Genomic DNA, 18262 nt, shown 5'->3' with positions numbered 1-18262 from the left:
GCAATGTGAGACAGCCCTCTGGATTGACCAGAGTGTGAGACGAAGCTCGCAACGGCCAGTCAAGCCAAGACCTCCAGGAAGATTGACGGGACACGGCCTGGCCGGCTCGGAGCTGAAGGGACGGGTTGAACTGTGCAGGGTGGATCGCAGGCTGACATGAGCCGAGAGCACCACCGCGACCGGATTGCGGCTGTACGCCGGCAACTCGCTCAGGACGGGCCGCCGTGGACGCGGGAAGATGCGGACGACTTCACGAAGGTCACGGTCCCCGAGGAGGACTGCGACGCCATCCGTGACCTCCTGATCGGTGAAGGTGTCACGAGGGTCATCGAAGTGGGCCTGGCCTACGGCCGGTCGGCCCTCGCGATCGGCGAAGCGCTCGTCTCCGTCAGTGCGGAGGAGCCGGTCCACGTCATCATCGATCCCTTCCAGGCAACGGCCTGGGCGAATGTGGGCTGGAACCTGCTCACCTCGGCTGGGCTGGACACGATCGCGCGGTTGATTCTCCAACCTTCGTCGCTGGCGCTTCCGCGGCTCCTGGCGGAGGGCTTCACCGCCGATGCGGCGTTCGTCGACGGGAGCCACCGATACCACGAGGTGTTCGTCGATCTCTATTTCCTGCGCAAGATCGTCCGGCCGGGTGGACTCATCATCATGGACGACTACCGGTGGCCGTCCGTCCAGACCGCCGCGCGCTACTACGAAACGAACCTCGGATGCCAGGTCGTGGAAGGCGCCCTGGCGGGCGGGGGTACGGTCAACCCGGCGACCGGCCACCCGCGCATGCGGGTTCTGCGACTGCCGGATCACCCCTTCGAGCCAGCGTTCGACGAGTTCAAGCCATTTTGGTTCTCTCAGTGATGAGGCGCGGTGCGCGACGACATCTTCAGGGAGGCCCAGTGGAGGAGGTCCAGTGGAGGAGGCTCAGTGGATCTGCTGACCGGTGAAGAGCTGCCTTGTACCTCTCCTGAGGAGCAGGGCATTCCGGCGTCGGCCGTTCTCGACTTCGTGACGGCGGTGGACGAACGGATCGACGCCGTACACGCGTTCGTGCTTGTCCGGCACGGTCACGTGGTGGCGCAGGGCGGATGGGCGCCGCACGACGTGCACACCCCGCGGATGCTCTTCTCGCTGAGCAAGAGCTTCACCTCGAGCGCGGTGGGCCTGGCGGTCGACGAGGGACTGCTGTCGGTTGACGACCTGGTGCTGCCGTTCTTTGCCAGCCAGGCGCCGGACGTGGTGAGTGACAACCTCGCCCGGCTCCGGGTGGAGCACCTGTTGACCATGACCGCCGGCCACGCCTCGGAGTCGCTGGCCCATGTCGAGCGGGGATCCGAGAACGACTGGGTACGGTCGGTGTTGGCGCAGCCGGTGGAGTACGAGCCGGGCACGCGGTTCGTCTACAACAGCGGCGCGAGCTACCTGCTTTCCGCGATCGTGCAGCGGGTCACCGGGCTAACGCTGCTGGATTATCTGCGGCCCCGGCTCCTCAGCCCGCTGGGCATCACGGACGCGACGTGGCAGACCTGCCCGCGCGGGATCAACACCGGCGGCTGGGGACTCACGCTGCGGACGACGGAGATCGCGCGGTTCGGGCAGCTGTACCTACAGGGCGGGAGGTGGCGGGGGAAGCAGGTGCTCCCGCGGTCGTGGGTCGCCGCCGCCACCGCGCGCCAGGTGAGCAACGATCCCGAGGCTGAGCTCGACTGGCGGCAGGGTTACGGCTACCAGTTCTGGCGTTGCCAGCACGATGCCTATCGAGGGGACGGGGCGTTCGGGCAGTTCTGCGTCGTCATGCCTGAGCAGGATGCCGTCCTGGCGGTGGTCAGCGGCGTTTCGAACATGCAGTCCGTGCTGGACCTGGCGTGGGAGCACCTGCTGCCGGCGATGGGACCCGCACCGCTGCCGGCGATGGGACCCGCACCGCTGCCGGCTGATCCCGCGGGGCGTGACCGGCTGGATGAGCGCCTTGCCGGATTGACGCTCTCGATGCCGGCCGGACGGGCGTCGTCACCGACTGCGGCGCGCGTGTCCGGGCGTACGTACCGCGTGCTGGCTTCTCCGTCGGTGGCGGGCGACGGATCCGGGACGCCGGCGGCGGATTCCGGTCGGAAGGTCGAGAAGCTCCGTCTGGACGTCAGCCCGGACGACTGCCGCCTCACGGTGCAGGACAGCGAAGGTGTCCACGAGGTTTCCGCTGGGACCGGTGAGTGGCGTTCCGGCAGCGCCACGCTGGAGGGCGAGGACCGCCCCGTCGCCGCTCGTGCGACCTGGACCGACGACGACACCTGCGTGCTGCGCGTCTGTGCCGTCGGAACGCCGTTCGTCCGGACGATCACGCTGGTGTTCGATGGCGGCCAGGTGACGATGACCTCGAGCGACAACGTGGCGTTCGAACCTCTCGTGGAGTCGACCGTGATCGGCCAGCTCGACTGAGCAGCTTTCGCTTGCGCTGCCTGCGGGGCCGGCGAATCAACTGGCGGGCGTGCACCGCAGGTAGTGCGGCGACAGGCTGACGACCAGCCGGGCGTTACCGACGACTGTCGAGTCGTCGCTGTCGACGTTCACCCGCGCCCAGTCAACAGCCTGTTTACGGAGTTCGTTGTCCTTTGCCAGCAGGACTTCGGCCAGGCCGGTGAACAGCTCGGCACAGGTGCGGTCACCAGGACCGTAATCGCAGCGGAGGTTCACCTCGTGCACGCGGTCATCATCGGCGTACTCGATGTTGACCTGGAGGCGGAGTCTGGTGTCGTCGCGCGGCTCGCACCCGATACGTTTCTTGGTTCCCTTGTTGGAGCCGGAGTAGGTTACCGGCAGGTCGCACTTCCAGCGTTTCCTTTTCGTAAGCCAGTCGTCCGCGACGGCGGAAACGGTAACGCCGTGCAGATAACTGTGCTTCGCATTGGGAAAGCCGCCGGCGGCCGTAGGCGTGTCCGTGGGGCCGTGCGGCCTGCTGCCAAGGAAGAGCCCAGTGGCCACGCCGCCAGACCCGCCGAGCAGGAACGCGAATACGCTCACCAGCACGATCAACACGGTCCTTCGACGCCGCCGCACGGGTTTGTCGGGTACGGGCGGGTGCACCGGCGGTGGCGAATACTGTGATGAATAGTACGGAGAATGGTGCTGCGAATGCTGCGGCGGATACGACGGTGCGGGCTGCCAGACCGGTTGTGGCTGGGAGGGTTCGGTGGGCCGTTGGGGATTCATTCCGGCACCACCGGTTCCACATTGAGGTCGATGATCAGCTCATCGGTGGCATCTACTGTGTATTCGTAGCCTCCGACGTCGGCCACCGTCTTGCCCTGGCTACCGGCCTGCTTGGAGAGCCACTCCCTGATCTCCGCCGAAAACTCCGGGTCGTGCGAATAGGTCAGCTGGGCCGACCACGACAGGTATGACATGGCCGCCTTGCTCTGCGAGGTCGAGGTATCGCTGGAGGGACCAAGGTCAGCGTTGCTGACTCGTGCGGAGTACTTGTGGATCTGACCTCCGGTCTCCTCGAGCGAGAAGGTGTACTGCGTGACACCGATCGCCAGCAGGCAGCTCCATCGTCCGGAGCTTTCGGTGCACGTGTGGCCTTGCGCCTTCAGCGCGCCGATCACGATCGCGGCCTCGAGCCGGGGTACGCACGGCCTGGCCGAATCCTCGCATGGCATCGGGCCGATCGTGGGGGTCGCATCGCTCGCCACCGCATAGCTGGCGATCCCGCCCGCGACGAACGCGAACAGCCCGACCAGCAGTGCGATCAACAGGGTGCGCCCGCGTCGCCGCCTTCGCCTTGCTACGGGAGCACCAGTTGGTGCGTGCACCCCAGGCGGCGATGGCCAGGCCCGTTGGGCTTGCGATGGCTGCCCCTGCCAACCGGATTGAGGTGGCTGCTGTGGCCGCTGTGGCCGCTGTGGCCGCTGTGATTGAGGCGGTTGAGGTGGTTGAGGCTGCGGCCACTGCCTGTCAACGTGGGGTTGCGGGGGTGGTGGCGGCCACTGATGGCCCGGTTGCGGCCGTGCGTGTGCAGGGGTTTGCCACTGTCCACGGGGAGCAGGGCGTTCCGGTTGTCGACGGTGGGAAGGTGGCACGTTCGTCATCTCGCTCCGTTCCGAACGAAGGTGGCCCACCTCTGGAGGAACACCGATGCCCGCACGCCCATCACCTGCCGGCAGATCTCGTCGAACTCCGGCTTGTCGATCAACGGCGAGTCAACTGTCTCAGCATGCTTGATCACGTTGGCGTAGAACTCGACAACGGCGTCCTGGCCCTTCCTGTCGTCGACGTAGGCGAACACCGAAGCGCTCAGGTCGTAGCTGAAGGGGAGGTTCTTACCGTAGAACTCCTTCATGCCGGGCGGCTTTCCCGAGAAGTTGCCGGATGCCACCGCGACCCTCACCACGTAGCGCACGTAGTCCATCCGCCTCGGGTTACCTACCGTCTCCACCCAACGGGCGAAGCCCTCCAACGCCCACCGTGGCGCTGTCAAGGCGAGGTAGCCGGAGCTTCCCGCAACGTTGGTGGCCCGGGCGGTCACGGCGTGCGCCAACTCGTGCCGCATCACGAGTTCTGGATCGTCGTCCCACCGCTCCGCGGCCCTGAGGTTGACGACGATCCGCGATCCTGCGTACTGGCCGTCGTACATCTGGCCGTCCTTGCGTACGCCCTGCAAGGGGATCTCGAGACCTTCGACCATGGAAAGCAGGTCGCCGGTCAGGCCCACGCCAAACCAGTTCTTCAAACTTTCGGTGCTCCGCGTGAAGAACAGGATGTGGCCGGGAAACTTGATCCGGTTGCCCCAGAGGGATTCGACCTCATGCAGGTGGGTCTTGGCGGCGTCGGCGTAACGGTCGAGATTCTTGACGCTCGAGTCCCCGGCGAGCCAGACCTTTCCGGCCCGGATGATGCGCAGGGCCGTGAAGTTCCACGGCGCATCAGCCATCGGACTGTTCAGCCTGAGGTCCGCGGCGGTGTTGCGGTTGCTTCCCCGGATCTTGGTGATGACGAGCTTGCCGTCTCTTGGGGCCAGTGTGTACTCGAACGTCTCAGCGGGCGCAACGCCGCCGGGCCCGGCATCGGTGGTGAGCTGGGTGATCTGGATCACCCGGCTGAACACGTGGCTCGTTCCCTCGCTGACACGGGAGGCCTGCTCGGTCACGTAGGCGAACCTGGTGAACTCGAGTTGGCGCAGGTTACCGAAAACCATCTTCTGCTGGGCGATCAGTCCGCTGCTGCGGCTGTCGAGATCAGCGAGAAACGTCCGCTCGTCGTCGTTACGGAGTGCCTTGGCCCTGCGGTCGAGGATCTCCTGTAGGGCCTGAGCCTCCGGATCGCTGCTGCTCTCGTGGCTGATGGTCCTGATCGTGGGCCGCTCGACCTGGCCGCAACCAGCCACCGCAAGCCCGGCGACCAGCAGCGCTCGCCTCGAAAGCCCGACACCGCGAGACGCGAGGTCGGCGCCGCTCGGCCCGCTCATGAAAGCCGGGCCCAACGGACGTTGAACGAGACAGCCCGAACCGGCAAACCAACCGCAAACATGCGTAACTCCCCACCCAGAACGCCGAAATGCGGAACATCCCCACCCAGATACACAAGAAGGCGACGCATGCTAACAGCACGCCAGGAAGTTTTGTCGGACAAATAATCAACCGCTCATTCAGCAAGACGTCCTCGGATGAGCTGTTACGGAACTAATTGTCCGTTTCTGATTGAAAAGCCGCTTCGAGTGATTCAGCCCCTACTGAAAGGCCTGCCAGCCGCGCCTGTGGCCGGCTGCGCTTGGGTTTAGTCGACGCCGGGTGGCAGTACGTCGAAGCCACCGTGATGCCACATCCACTCCATGGCGAACCCGTCAACGAACGGCGTCCGGTACCAGATCCGGACCCATCGCGGCATGCGATCCACGTGGACGCGTGCGCCGAGTGGTGGTACCCAGTTCCACCCCGGTCGAACGGCATCTCCACGAAGCCCATCATCCGGCAGGACGGCCGTGAGTACACCCGAGAGGAAATTGTCCTGTCTGGTTGGGTAGCGAGGGCGTGGATCAGGATCGGTGAAGTTGTCCTGTACAGTTACCGCGCGAAGTGGTGTATCAACTTCGGCGTTAGGTGGGAGGCGTGCACAGATGGGGCGGCCGAGCAGGGAAACGATCTACGCGCGGTTTGAAGCTGCGATCGAGGAGCTGCAGCGGTTCGGTGGGTTGCCTCGGCCTGGTGAGGCGCAGCAGATTTGGGATGATATCTGGCACCTGGAGGCCCACAACTCGACCGCGATCGAGGGCAACACACTGGTGTTGCGTGAGGTGGAGGCGCTGCTGGAGCAGCGTCGGGCAGTCGGCGCGAAGGACTTGAAGGAGTACATGGAGGTCCTGGGCTACGGCGAGGCGGCGCGCTGGGTCTATGGGCAGGCTGTTGAACCGAGTGGGTGGGCGACTGGCCGTCTGGTCACGATCACCGAAGTTCGTCAGATTCACCATGAGGCGATGGTGAAGGTGTGGGAAATCGCCCCACATCCCGAAGCCACCGCGGATGAGTCTCCGGGCAAATTCCGCCGCCACGACATCCAGCCGTTCGGCAACGGGATGCGGCCACCGTCCTGGACAGACGTTGAGCCGCAGATCTCGGATTGGGTGCGCGACGTCATCTCCTTCGGGAAGGCGATGCGCGGCGGCACGAGTGCAGCCGTCGAGGTCCCGGTGAGGCTCGCGGAGTTGCATTGTGGCTTCGAGCGGATCCATCCGTTCATCGATGGGAACGGCCGCGCCGGCCGGCTGGTATTGAACCTGATCTTGGTTCGCCTCGGCTACCCGCCGGCGATCATCTTCAAAAGGGATCGCAACCGTTACCTGGACGCGCTGGATCGGGCCGACAATGGCGACCCGGGCGCACTTGCCGAGCTGATAGCCCGCTCCGTCATCGACAACCTGCACCGGTTCGTCGTGCCGAACATCGCCGGGCCAGCGCGGCTGGTACCGCTGAAGTCATTGGCCACCAAGGACCTGTCGTACGAGGCCTTACGACAGGCGGCAAGGCGGGGCAAGCTCGACGCCGAACTCGCCTCGGACGGTACCTGGCGGTCCAGCCGCCGCGCTGTCGAGGCGTACAAGAAGAACCGGTTCAAGCGGGCAAGTCGTCCGTAGATCGGGTCTCCGGCCAGCTTTGGCACCCGCGTCAGCTGGCTGCCCGAGTTCCCCATTGGTGTTGCGTATGGTTGGTTGGTACGGTCGGCGGGCCGGGCGGCTCTCAGTGGTGCTTCCCTCTCATGGTCTGCCCGCAGCGTGCCAGCTAGACCGGAACGAACCCGAGACGGCGGTTCATCGCGATAGCGGGGGCGTTTGCGGGGTGGTGGTCTGCGCGCAGCCACTGCACGCCCGACTCCCGGGCGAAGGTGATGGCGGCGAGTTTCAAGGCCAGCGACAGACCGCGTCCTCGGTGGCTGCGCAGGATGCCCGTCATCATGCTGTACGCGCAGTCCTCGGCCCGTTGGATCGAGGTGGCGGAGAAGCCAATCCATTGGCCGGCGTCGATCGCTACGCACACGCCGTTTGCGGATCGTAGACCGACGGGTTCAATCGGTTGGCGACGTACTCCTCGAAGGTGAAGAACTCGCCGCGCTCCGGGATGTCGGCCGAACATGTTTTGTTCAACTCGTACAGGGCGCGCCGATTCCCGAGGGTGTCGCTCAACTCTGCGATGGTCATGAGCTCGATCCCCGCCGCTAGACTTCGCTGGAGGTAGGGTTCGAACGCGTTCGCGTCGAACGTCGCCAAATCGAGCTTCAGCCTCACCCATTCAGGCATGGCCGCGATCCTAGGAGATGTCGCCCGGCACGATGGCGCCGTGGGCGCGTAGCGCCGCATGGATGTCGGCGAGCGCTAGCTCCTCCGGTTCGGTGTGCGACCGCGCGGAAAGAGCGGCCATCGCACCAGCCGCCTGGCCCATGGCCATGCAGGACGCCTGGACGCGGTACGCGGAGTTGGCCTCCTGATCACCCGCGACGCACCGGCCGGCGACAAGGAGCCATTGGCTACCAAAGGGGAGCATCGCACCGCGCGGAATCGTCGGAAAGGTGTCCTTGGCGAGCACGCGGTAGTCGATGCCGTGCCCGCTCGGTCTGTGGACGTCGATCGGGTAGAAGCTGTAGCACACAGCGTCGTCCCACATCCGCCCGCCGGCATAGTCGTCGACGGTGATCCGTTTCTTGCCCGCGATCGTATAGGTCTCACGGATACCGCATTCGGCAGCGAAGTAGTCGATCGTGAGGTTCTCGAGTCCGGGCTGCACGCGCAGGAACTCGAAGATTCGCATGAGGCCCCGTCGGCCCTCGATCTCGGCGGCCGTCCGGCCACGACTCGTGCTGCCGTCGATGCCAGGTAGGTGCATGGAGTTGCGACCGCGATACCGGAGGAAGCCACGCGCGTGGTCCTGGTGGGTTCCGAGGTCGGTGAGCCGAAGTGCGCCGGCGGTTACCGCTGCTTCGTACGCACGATCGAGCGCGTCATAGTTGATGGCCGCGGCGTCGAACCCGCTGAAGCACGCGTCGTAGGTGGCCGGCTGGCGTTCGTCGTTCTGTTCGCGTTCGTATCCGGCGAGTGCCACCGCGTTGGCGTCGCCTGAGCAGTCGACCAGCACCCGGGCACGCTCCTCGAACAGCCCTTCCTTACCGCAGAGAGTCAGGCGCCATTGCTCGTCTTGCCGCTCGACAGCGGCGAGCAGGGTGTGGAAGAGCAGCGTGGCGCCGGATCCAACGACGGCATCATCGAGCAGGGCAGCGTAGATTGCGCGATTCACGCGTACGCTGAGCCGGTTGGCGGGCTGGTCATAGTTGCTGAAGTCGGGCAGCTTGTCGCCCGCGACCTCGACCGCCCGGCGTACCACGTCCCATCCGATGCCGCGATCACCTGGCGGCCCCACGCGTGGAACAACCCGGGAATGTCGATCGCCGCGCTGGTCGTGGTCCCGCCGAGCATGGCGTTCTTTTCCACCAGCAGGGTCCGTGCACCCAGCCGTGCCGCCTGAATCGCGGCCGTCGATCCCGCGGGACCGCCACCGATGACAACTACGTCGTACGACACCTATCCGCTCCACCATGCGAGTCTGCCTACGCGTGACAGGCCATCCTGGACGCCAACAGCTCCCCGCATCAAGCGGCCAGGGACGCCAGTCGTTTCTGGCCACCTCCGTGCTGTGACGGTGAGTGGACGCGGTGTGGCAGGCCGGCATTCGGCATGATCGCGACGGCTCGCCTTGCCGAGGCGCCATGTGTTGCGCAAGTGCTGTGTCGTGGACCCGATCTGCGGTGGTGGGTGGATGAGTCGGGAGGTTGTTCTGGCGCTGAACGAGCGTGCCGGCTGTCGTCTGGAGTGGGTTGGCCTGATCGAACAGGGACAGTCCGGCGCTGCCTACGTCCGGTGGCCGGACGGTAGGGAGGCTGTTGTCACCAGAGCCTTCGATTCCATCGATCGAATGCGCCAGACGGCAGAGGTATTGCCCGAGCCGCCGTGCGATCTGGGCGCGAACTGACGCCTGGCGCCGTCGAGGCGATCGTCGCTCTGGCCGGGCCGGGCGCGCCGTTCGTCACCGAGTTGCGGCACTTCGGCTGCGTCCGTGGAGCACCGGGGGAATCAACTTCAACATCCCACCGAAGATATCGCCGTCGCTACTCACAACGTTCGGCGTAGTGGGAATATCAATGAGGAAGGCGCCGCGATGAGATTTCGACCTGAGCTGGAATCGATTGGCAAGGCCACTGCGGGCTTCGAGGTTCCTGAGCCGGTCGTGGAAAAGCTCGGCGGCGGTGGCCATCCGAAGGTGACCGCCACCGTCAACGGCTTCACGTTCCGGACCTCGATCGCCAGGATGGGCGCGCCCGCGACGTGACCGGTACGTCGGAGGCTTCAACCCCTACGCCGTCGGCGCCGCGCTCGCCCTGGGCGTGATGGGCGGTGACAGCGCGGCAAGCAGATCGTGGTGGATCCGGCCGTTGGAGTACAACCCACCGCGCTGGTCCGGAGCGATCCCGCCGCGGTGGTCGGTGAACGAGCCACCGGCCTCGTGGACGAGCAGGATCCAGGGCGCGTGGTCCCAGGTGTGGCAGCACTGCACGAGGTAGGCGTCGAGTTCGCCGCGGATGAGCTCGACGAGGGGGAGTGGCGTCGGGGCCGGTTGGCGGGTTGCGGCCGGTAGCCGGTCGGCGAGTGGCGACGGGTGAGCGGCGACGAGCGCATCTTCGACCGTCGCCGTCTTCGAGACCCGCAGACGCCGGTCGGGCCCGCCGGCCACGCGTTCGTAGGTGCCGGTGCCGGTCGCCGCCCACCAGCGGACGTCCAACGCCGGCGCGTCGACGACGGCCACGATGATCTCGCCGCCGCTGTCGAGGGCGAGCTGGATCCGCCAGTTCGGGTCACCGCGGGCGAACGCGCCCGTCCCGTCGATCGGGTCGAGGATCCAGGTCCGATCGTCGGTTCCGTGGCCGCCGAACTCTTCGCCCAGCACCCCGTCGTCGGGCCGGAGCTCGGCCAGCGCGTCCCGGAGGAGCCGCTCCACCGCTCGGTCTGCCTCGGTGACCGGGCTCGCGTCCGCCTTGGTCTGCGTAGTGACGCCGCGCTCGAAGTAGTGCAGCGCGACCACCGCCGCGCGGTCGGCAAGTGCCTGCGCCAGCTCGAGGTCGGATGATGCGCGGGTGACCGGTGTCGTGCCGGGCGGGTTCGGGCGCGTGAAACGGGTGCTGGTGGCCTCGCGAGCCGCGGCCACCAGCGTCGGACCCCACCACTGCTCGCGCTCGAGGCGTTCGGTGAGCATCGTCACCTGCGGCGCGATGTCGGCGCCGTTGGCCCAGCGCGCGCAGAGATAATTGCCGAGGTTGCTCAGGTGGAACGCACGGCGCAGATCCGCGAGCAGGTCGAGGTCACCGACATCTGTGCCTGCGACGTCGAGGTAGCCGCGTACGAACGCGGCCGCCCGGGCCACGGTGGGCCGCGCCAGCGACGCGGCGACCGCGAGGTCGGCCAACCGCAGGTCCAGGTGCGCGAAGTCCCAGTCGACGACCGCGCCGACGCTGTCGTCGCGCATCAGCACCTGGCCCGGAGCGAAGTCGCCGTGGGCCACGACCCGCGGGAACGACCCGATCGACGCCGCGGTCAGGCGTCCGTGCACCTCCTCAGCCATCTGCCGCAGCCACGCCCCCGCCGCACCGAACGCCCGCTCGAAGTCCGGCAGAACCTCCGCCATCGTGCGGCCGCCGCCGGGGCGCGGCACCGTGAGGAACTCATCAAGCCGGCCCCAGCCCGGTCGTTGCCCGAGCCGAGCCACCGGCGCAGCGGTGTGCTCATGGAGCTCGGCGAGCAGACGGCCGTAGCTTGCCGGGTCCTCGACCGGGACCGCCGGGTGTGCGCCGTCGACCCAGGAGAACGCCACCCAGACCGAGCCGTTCACCAGCGTCGGTCCCGCGATGACGGCCGCCACTGGCGCGCCCACCCCGGCGAGGGTCACCAGGAGGTCACACTCGTAGGCGACCTCGGGCAGGCGGCGGAAGGGTGGCGACTGGCGCAGCGCGACCGGCGCGCCGTCCCGGTAGGCCCGCCAGACCTTGCTGACCCGACCGCCGACGATCGGCTCGGCGTCCGGGCCGTCCAGCCCGAGCGCGGACACCACGTCGGCGGATATCGACGCTGAGATCGCGAGCCACCTCCTCGACGGACCAGCCACCGGGGCGGTCCCATGAGCGAACTTAGCGCCGGCGACGCGATCAGGGCACCGACGTCCGCACCGTAGAAGGCCAACGTCGGACGCCCGCCGTCGAGGGCGTCGCGGCTTGGGAGTGCCCAGGTGGCGGCGTTGAGGGTGTGCCCCATTCGTCGACGGTGGTGACCTCCACGCGCCGGATGGCAGTACACCGCGTTACCGCCGTTTCGTACGCACGATCAAGCGCTTCGTAGTCGAGGGTCGCGGAGCTGAAGCCCGTGTGGTGCCACCACGGAGCCGCCAGCACACCCTTACGGGGCGGCCTTCAGACCGTGTCCGAGGACGGGTTCGACGTAGCCGGCGCCGTGGTCGAGCTGGTAGTCCAGGTTCATCGCCGCGCTGATCAGCGAGAGGTGGCTGAATGCCTGCGGGAAGTTGCCGATCTGCTCTCCGGTGGGCGCGATCTCCTCGGAGTAGAGGCCGAGGTGGTTGTCGTAGGTCAGCATCTTCTCGAAGGTGAGACGGGCTTCTTCGAGTCGGCCCGATCGGGCGAGTGCGTCGACATACCAGAAGGTGCACATGGTGAAGGTGCCTTCGGAGCCGCGAAGGCCGTCCGGTGAGGCGATCGGGTCGTAGCGGTAGACCAGGCTGTCCGAGACGAGCTCTTCGTCCATTGCGCGCAAGGTGGACTGCCACATGGGGTCGGTGGGGCCGATGAAGTCGACGAGTGGCATGTACAGCAGGGACGCGTCGAGTACGTCGTTGGTGTAGTTCTGGACGAACGCCTCGCGCTTGTCGTGAAAGCCGTGCGTCATGATCTGGTGGTAGATCTTGTCGCGCATATCCGTCCAGCGGCTGATGTTGGCGGGACGGCCGCGGCTCTGGGCGAGCCGGATGGCTCGGTCAAAGGCGACCCAGGACATGAGCCGGCCGTACACGAAGTTCTGACGGCCGCCCCGGGTCTCCCAGATCCCGTCGTCGGGCTGGTCCCAGTGATCGCAAAGCCATTCGACCAGGGCGTTGGTGTGCTGCCACGCCTTGTGAGACATCCGCAGATCGTGGGTGTCGGCGAGATACAGCGAGTCCAGCGCCTCACCGTAGATGTCAAGCTGGAGTTGGTCGGCGGCGGCGTTGCCGATGCGGACCGGGCTGGAACCTTTGTATCCCTCGAAGTGGTCGAGGATCTCTTCTGTTAGGTGGGGGGATCCGTCGATGCGGTACATGATCTGCAGCGGGCCCGAGTCTTCGGCAGCGTCGCGGACACGGTTGTTGAGCCATCTCAGGAACGCCTGCGCCTCGGCGGTGAAGCCCAGGCCGAGTAGGGCGTACACGGAGAACGAGGCGTCGCGTACCCACGTGAACCGGTAGTCCCAGTTGCGTTCGCCGCCGATCTGCTCGGGCAGGCCCGCCGTGGGTGCGGCGACGAGCGCGCCGGTGGGGGCGTACGTCATGAGCTTCAGCGTCATCGCGGAGCGCTCGACCATCTCCCGCCAGCGACCTCGGTAGCGTGACCGGCCAATCCACGAGCGCCAGAAGGTGCGGGTCTGTTCGAACAGCTCGACCAGCTCTCTCGGCTGGATCAGGTGCACCGGCTCGGCGGGTGAGGTCTCGAGCACGACGCCGCCGATGTCTCCGGCAGCCAGGTCTGCCACGAGCTGGATGCCGTGCTCCGTGCGGTGCACATCCTCCTCCCGCACCAGGCGATGATTCGGCAGGCGCGAGGCGCAGACGTTCATCGTCATGGCCGGGCTGCGGAAGACGGCACCGTCGGAGGTCACCTCGATCTGTGCCGGGTCACGTCCGTAGTTGAACCGCGGCTCGCAGTCGAGGCGGAACCGCATCTGGCCGCGGACCACCCGCACCATCCGCACCAGCCGGTGGCGGTCGGTGGCCTGGTCGCCGGCGATCGGGGCGAAGTCGATGACTTCACCTACCCCGTCCGCGCTGAGGAACCGGGTCACCACGATCGGCGTGCCGGGTAGGTACAGCTGCCTGGTCACATAGTTGGTTCCGGTCGGGGAGATCCGGAAACTACCGCCCCGTCGCCGATCGAGCAGTGCCGCGAAGATGCTGGGCGAGTCGAACCGTGGCGCACAGAACCAGTCAATCGTGCCATCGGTCGCCACCAGGGCCGCCGTCTGCAGATCGCCAATCAGAGCGTGATCCTCTATCGCCGGATAGTTATCCATCCGAACCCCCCTGCGTATCGCCTATTTCCCCCAGCGTGTCGATAAAGACACGCGGCCCCTGGGGCAATCGAATTGTGTTGGAAAGTCGGCAAGTTCAACCCCGCCAGGAGACTTTCCCTTGAAATCAAGGGAATCACTTGGCAGGGCCCCCCGCAAGCCAAGCTACGATATAAGCGCGTGGCCACTCCGATGACGTTTTCGGGCATTATGAGATTCGAATACGAATACTCCTGAATGTCGCGGGAACGGCATGAGCTGCGCCACGCCTCGCGGCGAAAGCAGGTGTGGTGTGGCTGAGCCTGGTCGGGGTGGACGACCGCCACGTGCACTGCGAAGGGCGCTTGTTCCGTTGGCCCTCGCTCAGTTCATCTGCAGCTTCGCCGGCTCCAATATGAACGTGATGATCAACGACATCAGCCGGGATCTCGGCACCACCGTTCATGGCGTACAGATCGCGATCACGATCTTCCTGCTGGTCATGGCCGCGCTGATGATCCCGGGCGGCAAGCTGACCGACCGCTATGGCAGGAAACGCTGCTTCACGACCGGTCTTGTGGTGTACGGCATCGGCGCCTTGTTGAGTGCGGTCTCTCCCCGACTGGGTGTGCTCATTCTCGGAAACTCGATCCTTGAAGGCGTCGGAACGGCCCTGCTGATCCCGCCGGTCTACATCCTTGCCACGCTGCTGTTCACCGAGGTCACCTCGCGCGCACGTGCGTTCGGTGCCATCAGCGCTCTCGGAGGGGTCGGCGCCGCGGCTGGGCCGTTGATCGGTGGCATCATCACTTCTTCGATCAGCTGGCGGGCGGCGTTCGTGTTCCAGGCATTGGTCGTCGCCGTGATCGTCTGGCTGAGCCGCCAACTCCCCGACCCACTTCCTCCGGATCCCAGCCGGCCCTTCGACATCGGTGGAGCAATCCTCTCGGCCGTCGGACTCATCCTGCTTGTTACGGGCATCCTGGCGGCAGAGACCAACGGCTGGCTGATGATCACCTTGATCGCCGCCGGGGCCATCGTCCTCGCGTTCTTCTTCCGGTCAGTGCGGGCGAAGGAGCGCGCGGGCAAGGAACCGTTGCTGTCAACGGGCCTGTTCCGCAACCGCACGTCAAACCTCGGCCTCATCACGCAGAACACCCAGTGGCAGCTCCTCATGGGCGCGTCGTTCGTCGTCGCCGCCTACCTGCAGGTCGTCCGCGGCTACGACGCGATCCAGACCGGCGTGATCTTCACCGCCGCCACCGCCGGCCTTCTCGTGTCGTCGCTTGCCGCCGAACGCCTCGCGAAGCGGCACACGCAGCGCAGCCTCATCCTGGGCGGCTTCGTCATCTCGATCACCGGCATCGGCCTCCTGCTCGCCATGGTGATCGGCTCCCCGAGTGCGTGGGCCTTCGCACCCGGACTTTTCCTCATCGGTGTCGGACTCGGCACCATGCTGACCCCCTCGGTCAACGTCGTACAGTCGAGCTTCAGCGAGGACCTCCAAGGCGAGATCTCGGGCCTTTCCCGCAGCGTGTCCAACCTCGGCTCGTCCCTTGGCACTGCCGTCGCCGGCACCATCCTCGTCGCTGGAATCACCGCCACGCCCGCACGCTCATACGGGCTCGCCATGGCCGTCCTCGCCGTAGTTGCGTTGGTAGGACTGGTGGCATCGGCATACCTGCCCCGGACGCTGACTCCGACCAGAAGCAGCAGAACCTAGAACCTGTCGCGCGTTCTCGCGCGCCTCGCGTCCGCCCCATGGCCGGAGGTGGGCCGCCAGATGGCCGTCCTGTGTCCTGGTCTGGTCCTGCCGGCGCCCTTCAAACTCGAAACGTAAACGGCCGGACGGCCTTGCTGGCGCGGTTCTCAACGAGGAGGGATGAACCGGGTGGACATGGCAGGCGCGAGGGACCGAGTGGCAGCAAAAGTCGCCGAACAACGCGACATCAGCAAGCGGTACGCGGAGAAGCTATGCGAGCGACTCGTCGGCGAGGGATACGACGCCGAACTGGTGGAGGACGTGGCCCGAGGCTGGGGCGTACAAACCCTCTATCCACGCCAGTCGCTGACGTGGATGACGCTGTGGTGCGTCGCGTACGACGGCCACGCCCGCTGGGAATGGGTCAGGTCGCTCACCTGGGGCTGCGATGCCGACGACCTTGATGCAGCAGCGTCCTACCTGCGTCGCTGGCTCGGCGACCCGATCGACGACTGACATGACGTGTGCACGGGCGTGCACAGACCGAGGAAGCCTTCACGACCTATCTGGAACTCGGCGAGTCCAAGCTCGCCTGAGCTTGTTTCACTGACTGGGCTCTGCGTACTGCACTGTGTTGCGGCACCGGGCGTAGATTCAGACTGTGCCTTGGTATTGGATCCCGATCATGTGGCTGGGCGCGGCCGCGATCTGCGGACAGATCCTGCTTCTCGGCGACCGTCGCCGCTCACTACGCCAATGGCTTAGCGACATCGGCGCGGGCTAATCATGCCGGCGTCGTCAACCCGGGCATGTGAGCCGTCTTCTCTGGCCCAGGACAGCGCACGTGTGTCTGCGGGATTCCCTGACTCAGGAGGTCGCTATGTCCAGTCCGGTTCCTCGGCGGGCGTGCATCCTTTGCGACGACGCCGATGACTCTGCGACGCTCGCCGCTCACCAAGAAGGGCTGCGGGTTCTTCGTGGTGAGCTTCGATGCCTGTGGGTGGACGGCGTTTCCGACCGGCCGTGGCCGGCGCAGGCGACAGGCCCGCTCCAGGCTCTGATTCGCCTTGCAAACCTTGAGAAGGCGGGCCGGCACGAGGCCGCCGACTCCGTGCTCTACATGGACGTCGAGGTGGATCCCAGGAATGGCGAACAGTTTGAGCTGGTAGTGGCTCTGTCACCATTCACGACCGGTGCGGAGGGGTTGGATAACTCCGAGAAGCTGATCTACAGCGCGAGCGACACGGGCTCCGGTCTGTGGATGGCGCTGACACCGAGTGAACACAGCGAACTCCGCGAGAAGTTGCTCGCGCGTGGCGTCAGTCCCGATGCAGTCATCCCTCAATGAGGGCGACCCTGGTGGAAATCCAGCTGCCCCAGCGTGACTCCAACGACCGGCACGCCCCGGCGACGATGAGTGCACCAGGGCCCGATTGGCTAGGCATCGCTCTCGTGAATGTAAAGTCGTCGGCGTCCAGCGATAGAGGTCACGCAGGAGCGTAAGTTCGGCGCTGTGGTGGATCTGCTCGTCGATCAGGATATGCATTACGGCGCCCGCCGACCTCGTGCCACACAGGTGGCTCGGTCGCTGCTCGTCCAGGTCTGCCTCGGTGAGTGCGTGATGCGGCGGTCCGCGACCAGTGGCGCCTCGAACGCTGGAGCTGATACCGCGGACGCCATCAACGCCGAGCTGAAGTCGGCCACTACGCCGACGACACCAACATTCCGATCTATGGCTGTCGTTTTTAGGTGCGGATGGGGCGTTGGTTGATGTCGATCCAGGGTGGGGGTATGTATTCGGGTTTGCCGTTTGGTCCCATGCGGGCTTGCCAGTCGCTGTTGTGGATGAGGTTGTGGTGGGCTCCGCACAACAGGACGCCGTTGTTGAGGTCGGTTCGGCCTCCGTCTGCCCAGTGGGTTATGTGGTGGGCGTCGCACCATTTGGCGGGGCGATCGCAGCCTGGAAAGTTGCATTCCATGCCGTCGCGGATGCCTAGGGCGTGGCGTTGGGCGGTGGTGAAGAAGCGGGTGGTGCGGCCGAGGTCGAGGACCTGGCCTTTGCTGTCGAGGACGGCGGGGATGACGTCGGCGTCGCAGGCCAGGAGTCTCGCGGTTTCGGCGGAGATTTGTTCGCCGCTGTCCAGGGTGGCGTAGCCGATTCCGGTGACGAGGTCGGTGAGTTTCATGGTGATGATGATTTGGGGCTTGGTCCCGCCCCGGGTGGGTGCTTCACCTGCGGCGAGGGTGAGGTCGAGGAGTTCGACGAAGGCGTCGCCGAGGCGGCGGGAGGCGGTGCGGGTGTCGGGTCCGTTCGCGTCGGTCTTGCGTGGTCTGGCGAGCGGGTCGAGGAGTGCTTTGAGGCGTGCCATTTCGTCGGTGGGCAGTTGCACGCGGGCGGACTGCAAACCTGGGCCGGAGTGGGAGAAGGTGATGGATCGCTTCTGTTCGGCGCGCTTACGTTCTCGTTCGAGTTGCTCACCCAGCCGCCGTTCGGCGTCTTCGGGGTCGATCGTCTCGTAGAGGTGGATCCCCAGCTGTCGTAGCTCTTTCGGATCGTGGCGGGTCGCCAACTCCAGTAGACGCTTCTCGCCCTCGCGTTTCTGGTCGTCGCTGATGTCCTTGGGCAGAAGGTTGATCGATTCACGGATGATCTTGGCGTGCAGGAAAGAGATTCGGCCTGCGGCAAGTGCCTGGCCGGTGGCTTGAAGGTTGGTCTCCAACGCTTTGGC

The 18262-nt window shown here is 66.0% G+C and carries 16 protein-coding genes and 1 pseudogene; 8 read left to right on the top strand and 9 right to left on the bottom strand.

Annotated elements, in window-relative coordinates; all coding sequences use genetic code 11:
• Positions 1-156: 156 nt before the first annotated feature.
• On the top strand, positions 157-861 hold the full coding sequence (locus B141_RS0116050; RefSeq protein ID WP_020576194.1) for a class I SAM-dependent methyltransferase: 705 nt from the start codon (positions 157-159) through the stop codon (positions 859-861).
• A 66-nt stretch (positions 862-927) separates the two neighbouring features.
• A complete protein-coding gene (locus B141_RS40930) occupies positions 928-2436 on the top strand; it encodes a serine hydrolase domain-containing protein (protein WP_020576193.1) in 1509 nt (502 codons plus the stop codon).
• A gap of 36 nt (positions 2437-2472) precedes the next feature.
• Here B141_RS40930 and B141_RS0116040 read toward each other — a convergent pair whose 3' ends face one another.
• From B141_RS0116040 to B141_RS0116030, 3 genes are all read right to left on the bottom strand, one after another.
• Complete coding sequence (locus B141_RS0116040) at positions 2473-3030, bottom strand: hypothetical protein (RefSeq protein WP_157181043.1); 558 nt, start codon at positions 3028-3030, stop codon at positions 2473-2475.
• Positions 3031-3203: 173 nt separating this feature from the next.
• A complete protein-coding gene (locus tag B141_RS0116035; protein WP_020576191.1) occupies positions 3204-3749 on the bottom strand; it encodes a hypothetical protein in 546 nt (181 codons plus the stop codon).
• Positions 3750-4081: 332 nt separating this feature from the next.
• Positions 4082-5461, bottom strand: coding sequence for a hypothetical protein (locus tag B141_RS0116030; RefSeq protein ID WP_020576190.1), 1380 nt, complete (start codon positions 5459-5461; stop codon positions 4082-4084).
• 648 nt (positions 5462-6109) lie between these two features.
• Between B141_RS0116030 and B141_RS0116020 the strand changes: the two genes are divergently transcribed.
• Entirely contained in the window at positions 6110-7123 is a 1014-nt protein-coding gene (locus B141_RS0116020) for a Fic family protein (protein ID WP_020576188.1), read from the top strand.
• A 145-nt stretch (positions 7124-7268) separates the two neighbouring features.
• On the opposite strand, the gene B141_RS50735 is transcribed toward B141_RS0116020, so the two are convergent.
• From B141_RS50735 to B141_RS40920, 3 genes and pseudogenes are all read right to left on the bottom strand, one after another.
• On the bottom strand, positions 7269-7523 hold the full coding sequence (locus B141_RS50735) for a GNAT family N-acetyltransferase (RefSeq protein WP_020576187.1): 255 nt from the start codon (positions 7521-7523) through the stop codon (positions 7269-7271).
• Positions 7514-7783: a hypothetical protein gene (locus B141_RS50730; RefSeq protein WP_020576186.1), complete on the bottom strand. Its 270-nt coding sequence runs from the start codon at positions 7781-7783 to the stop codon at positions 7514-7516. Before B141_RS50730 ends, B141_RS50735 begins: the two co-directional genes overlap by 10 nt.
• A gap of 10 nt (positions 7784-7793) precedes the next feature.
• Positions 7794-9058, bottom strand: a pseudogene (locus B141_RS40920) (FAD-dependent oxidoreductase).
• Positions 9059-9692: 634 nt separating this feature from the next.
• On the opposite strand from B141_RS40920, the gene B141_RS47490 reads away from it, so the two are divergent.
• Positions 9693-9863 (top strand): DUF1905 domain-containing protein, encoded by a 171-nt coding sequence (locus tag B141_RS47490; protein WP_020576184.1) that lies wholly within the window; start codon positions 9693-9695, stop codon positions 9861-9863.
• A 24-nt stretch (positions 9864-9887) separates the two neighbouring features.
• Here B141_RS47490 and B141_RS52270 read toward each other — a convergent pair whose 3' ends face one another.
• On the bottom strand, positions 9888-11690 hold the full coding sequence (locus B141_RS52270) for an inositol monophosphatase family protein (RefSeq protein WP_084678320.1): 1803 nt from the start codon (positions 11688-11690) through the stop codon (positions 9888-9890).
• A 287-nt stretch (positions 11691-11977) separates the two neighbouring features.
• Complete coding sequence (locus B141_RS0115990; RefSeq protein ID WP_020576182.1) at positions 11978-13855, bottom strand: glycoside hydrolase family 15 protein; 1878 nt, start codon at positions 13853-13855, stop codon at positions 11978-11980.
• Between the two features lie 250 nt (positions 13856-14105).
• Between B141_RS0115990 and B141_RS0115985 the strand changes: the two genes are divergently transcribed.
• From B141_RS0115985 to B141_RS0115975, 4 genes are all read left to right on the top strand, one after another.
• On the top strand, positions 14106-15554 hold the full coding sequence (locus B141_RS0115985; protein WP_084678319.1) for an MFS transporter: 1449 nt from the start codon (positions 14106-14108) through the stop codon (positions 15552-15554).
• Between the two features lie 159 nt (positions 15555-15713).
• Positions 15714-16049 (top strand): hypothetical protein, encoded by a 336-nt coding sequence (locus B141_RS0115980; RefSeq protein ID WP_020576180.1) that lies wholly within the window; start codon positions 15714-15716, stop codon positions 16047-16049.
• Between the two features lie 145 nt (positions 16050-16194).
• Positions 16195-16317: a hypothetical protein gene (locus tag B141_RS52265; RefSeq protein WP_272944080.1), complete on the top strand. Its 123-nt coding sequence runs from the start codon at positions 16195-16197 to the stop codon at positions 16315-16317.
• 216 nt (positions 16318-16533) lie between these two features.
• The gene (locus tag B141_RS0115975; RefSeq protein WP_157181042.1) at positions 16534-16881 is read left to right on the top strand and encodes a hypothetical protein; all 348 of its coding nucleotides are present in this window, start codon (positions 16534-16536) and stop codon (positions 16879-16881) included.
• A 397-nt stretch (positions 16882-17278) separates the two neighbouring features.
• Here the strand turns inward: B141_RS0115975 and B141_RS40910 are convergent.
• Positions 17279-18262 (bottom strand): HNH endonuclease signature motif containing protein (locus B141_RS40910; RefSeq protein ID WP_020576178.1); only part of this gene is annotated, 984 nt, incomplete at its 5' end.

This window comes from Actinopolymorpha alba DSM 45243, from assembly GCF_000373925.1.
GTDB classification, from domain to species: Bacteria; Actinomycetota; Actinomycetes; order Propionibacteriales; family Actinopolymorphaceae; genus Actinopolymorpha; species Actinopolymorpha alba.
Note: the sequence above shows the minus strand (reverse complement) of the source record. Positions and strands in the feature narration are given on the sequence as shown.

Excerpts from the sequence above, each read along its gene's own strand:
- B141_RS0115980 (WP_020576180.1), top strand. The coding sequence starts at position 15,714 with ATGAACCGGGTGGACATGGCAGGCGCGAGGGACCGAGTGGCAGCAAAA.
- B141_RS0116020 (WP_020576188.1), top strand. The coding sequence starts at position 6,110 with ATGGGGCGGCCGAGCAGGGAAACGATCTACGCGCGGTTTGAAGCTGCG.
- B141_RS0115990 (WP_020576182.1), bottom strand. The coding sequence starts at position 13,855 with ATGGATAACTATCCGGCGATAGAGGATCACGCTCTGATTGGCGATCTG.
- B141_RS47490 (WP_020576184.1), top strand. The coding sequence starts at position 9,693 with ATGAGATTTCGACCTGAGCTGGAATCGATTGGCAAGGCCACTGCGGGC.
- B141_RS0115985 (WP_084678319.1), top strand. The coding sequence starts at position 14,106 with ATGAGCTGCGCCACGCCTCGCGGCGAAAGCAGGTGTGGTGTGGCTGAG.
- B141_RS0116050 (WP_020576194.1), top strand. The coding sequence starts at position 157 with ATGAGCCGAGAGCACCACCGCGACCGGATTGCGGCTGTACGCCGGCAA.
- B141_RS0116030 (WP_020576190.1), bottom strand. The coding sequence starts at position 5,461 with ATGAGCGGGCCGAGCGGCGCCGACCTCGCGTCTCGCGGTGTCGGGCTT.
- B141_RS50730 (WP_020576186.1), bottom strand. The coding sequence starts at position 7,783 with ATGCCTGAATGGGTGAGGCTGAAGCTCGATTTGGCGACGTTCGACGCG.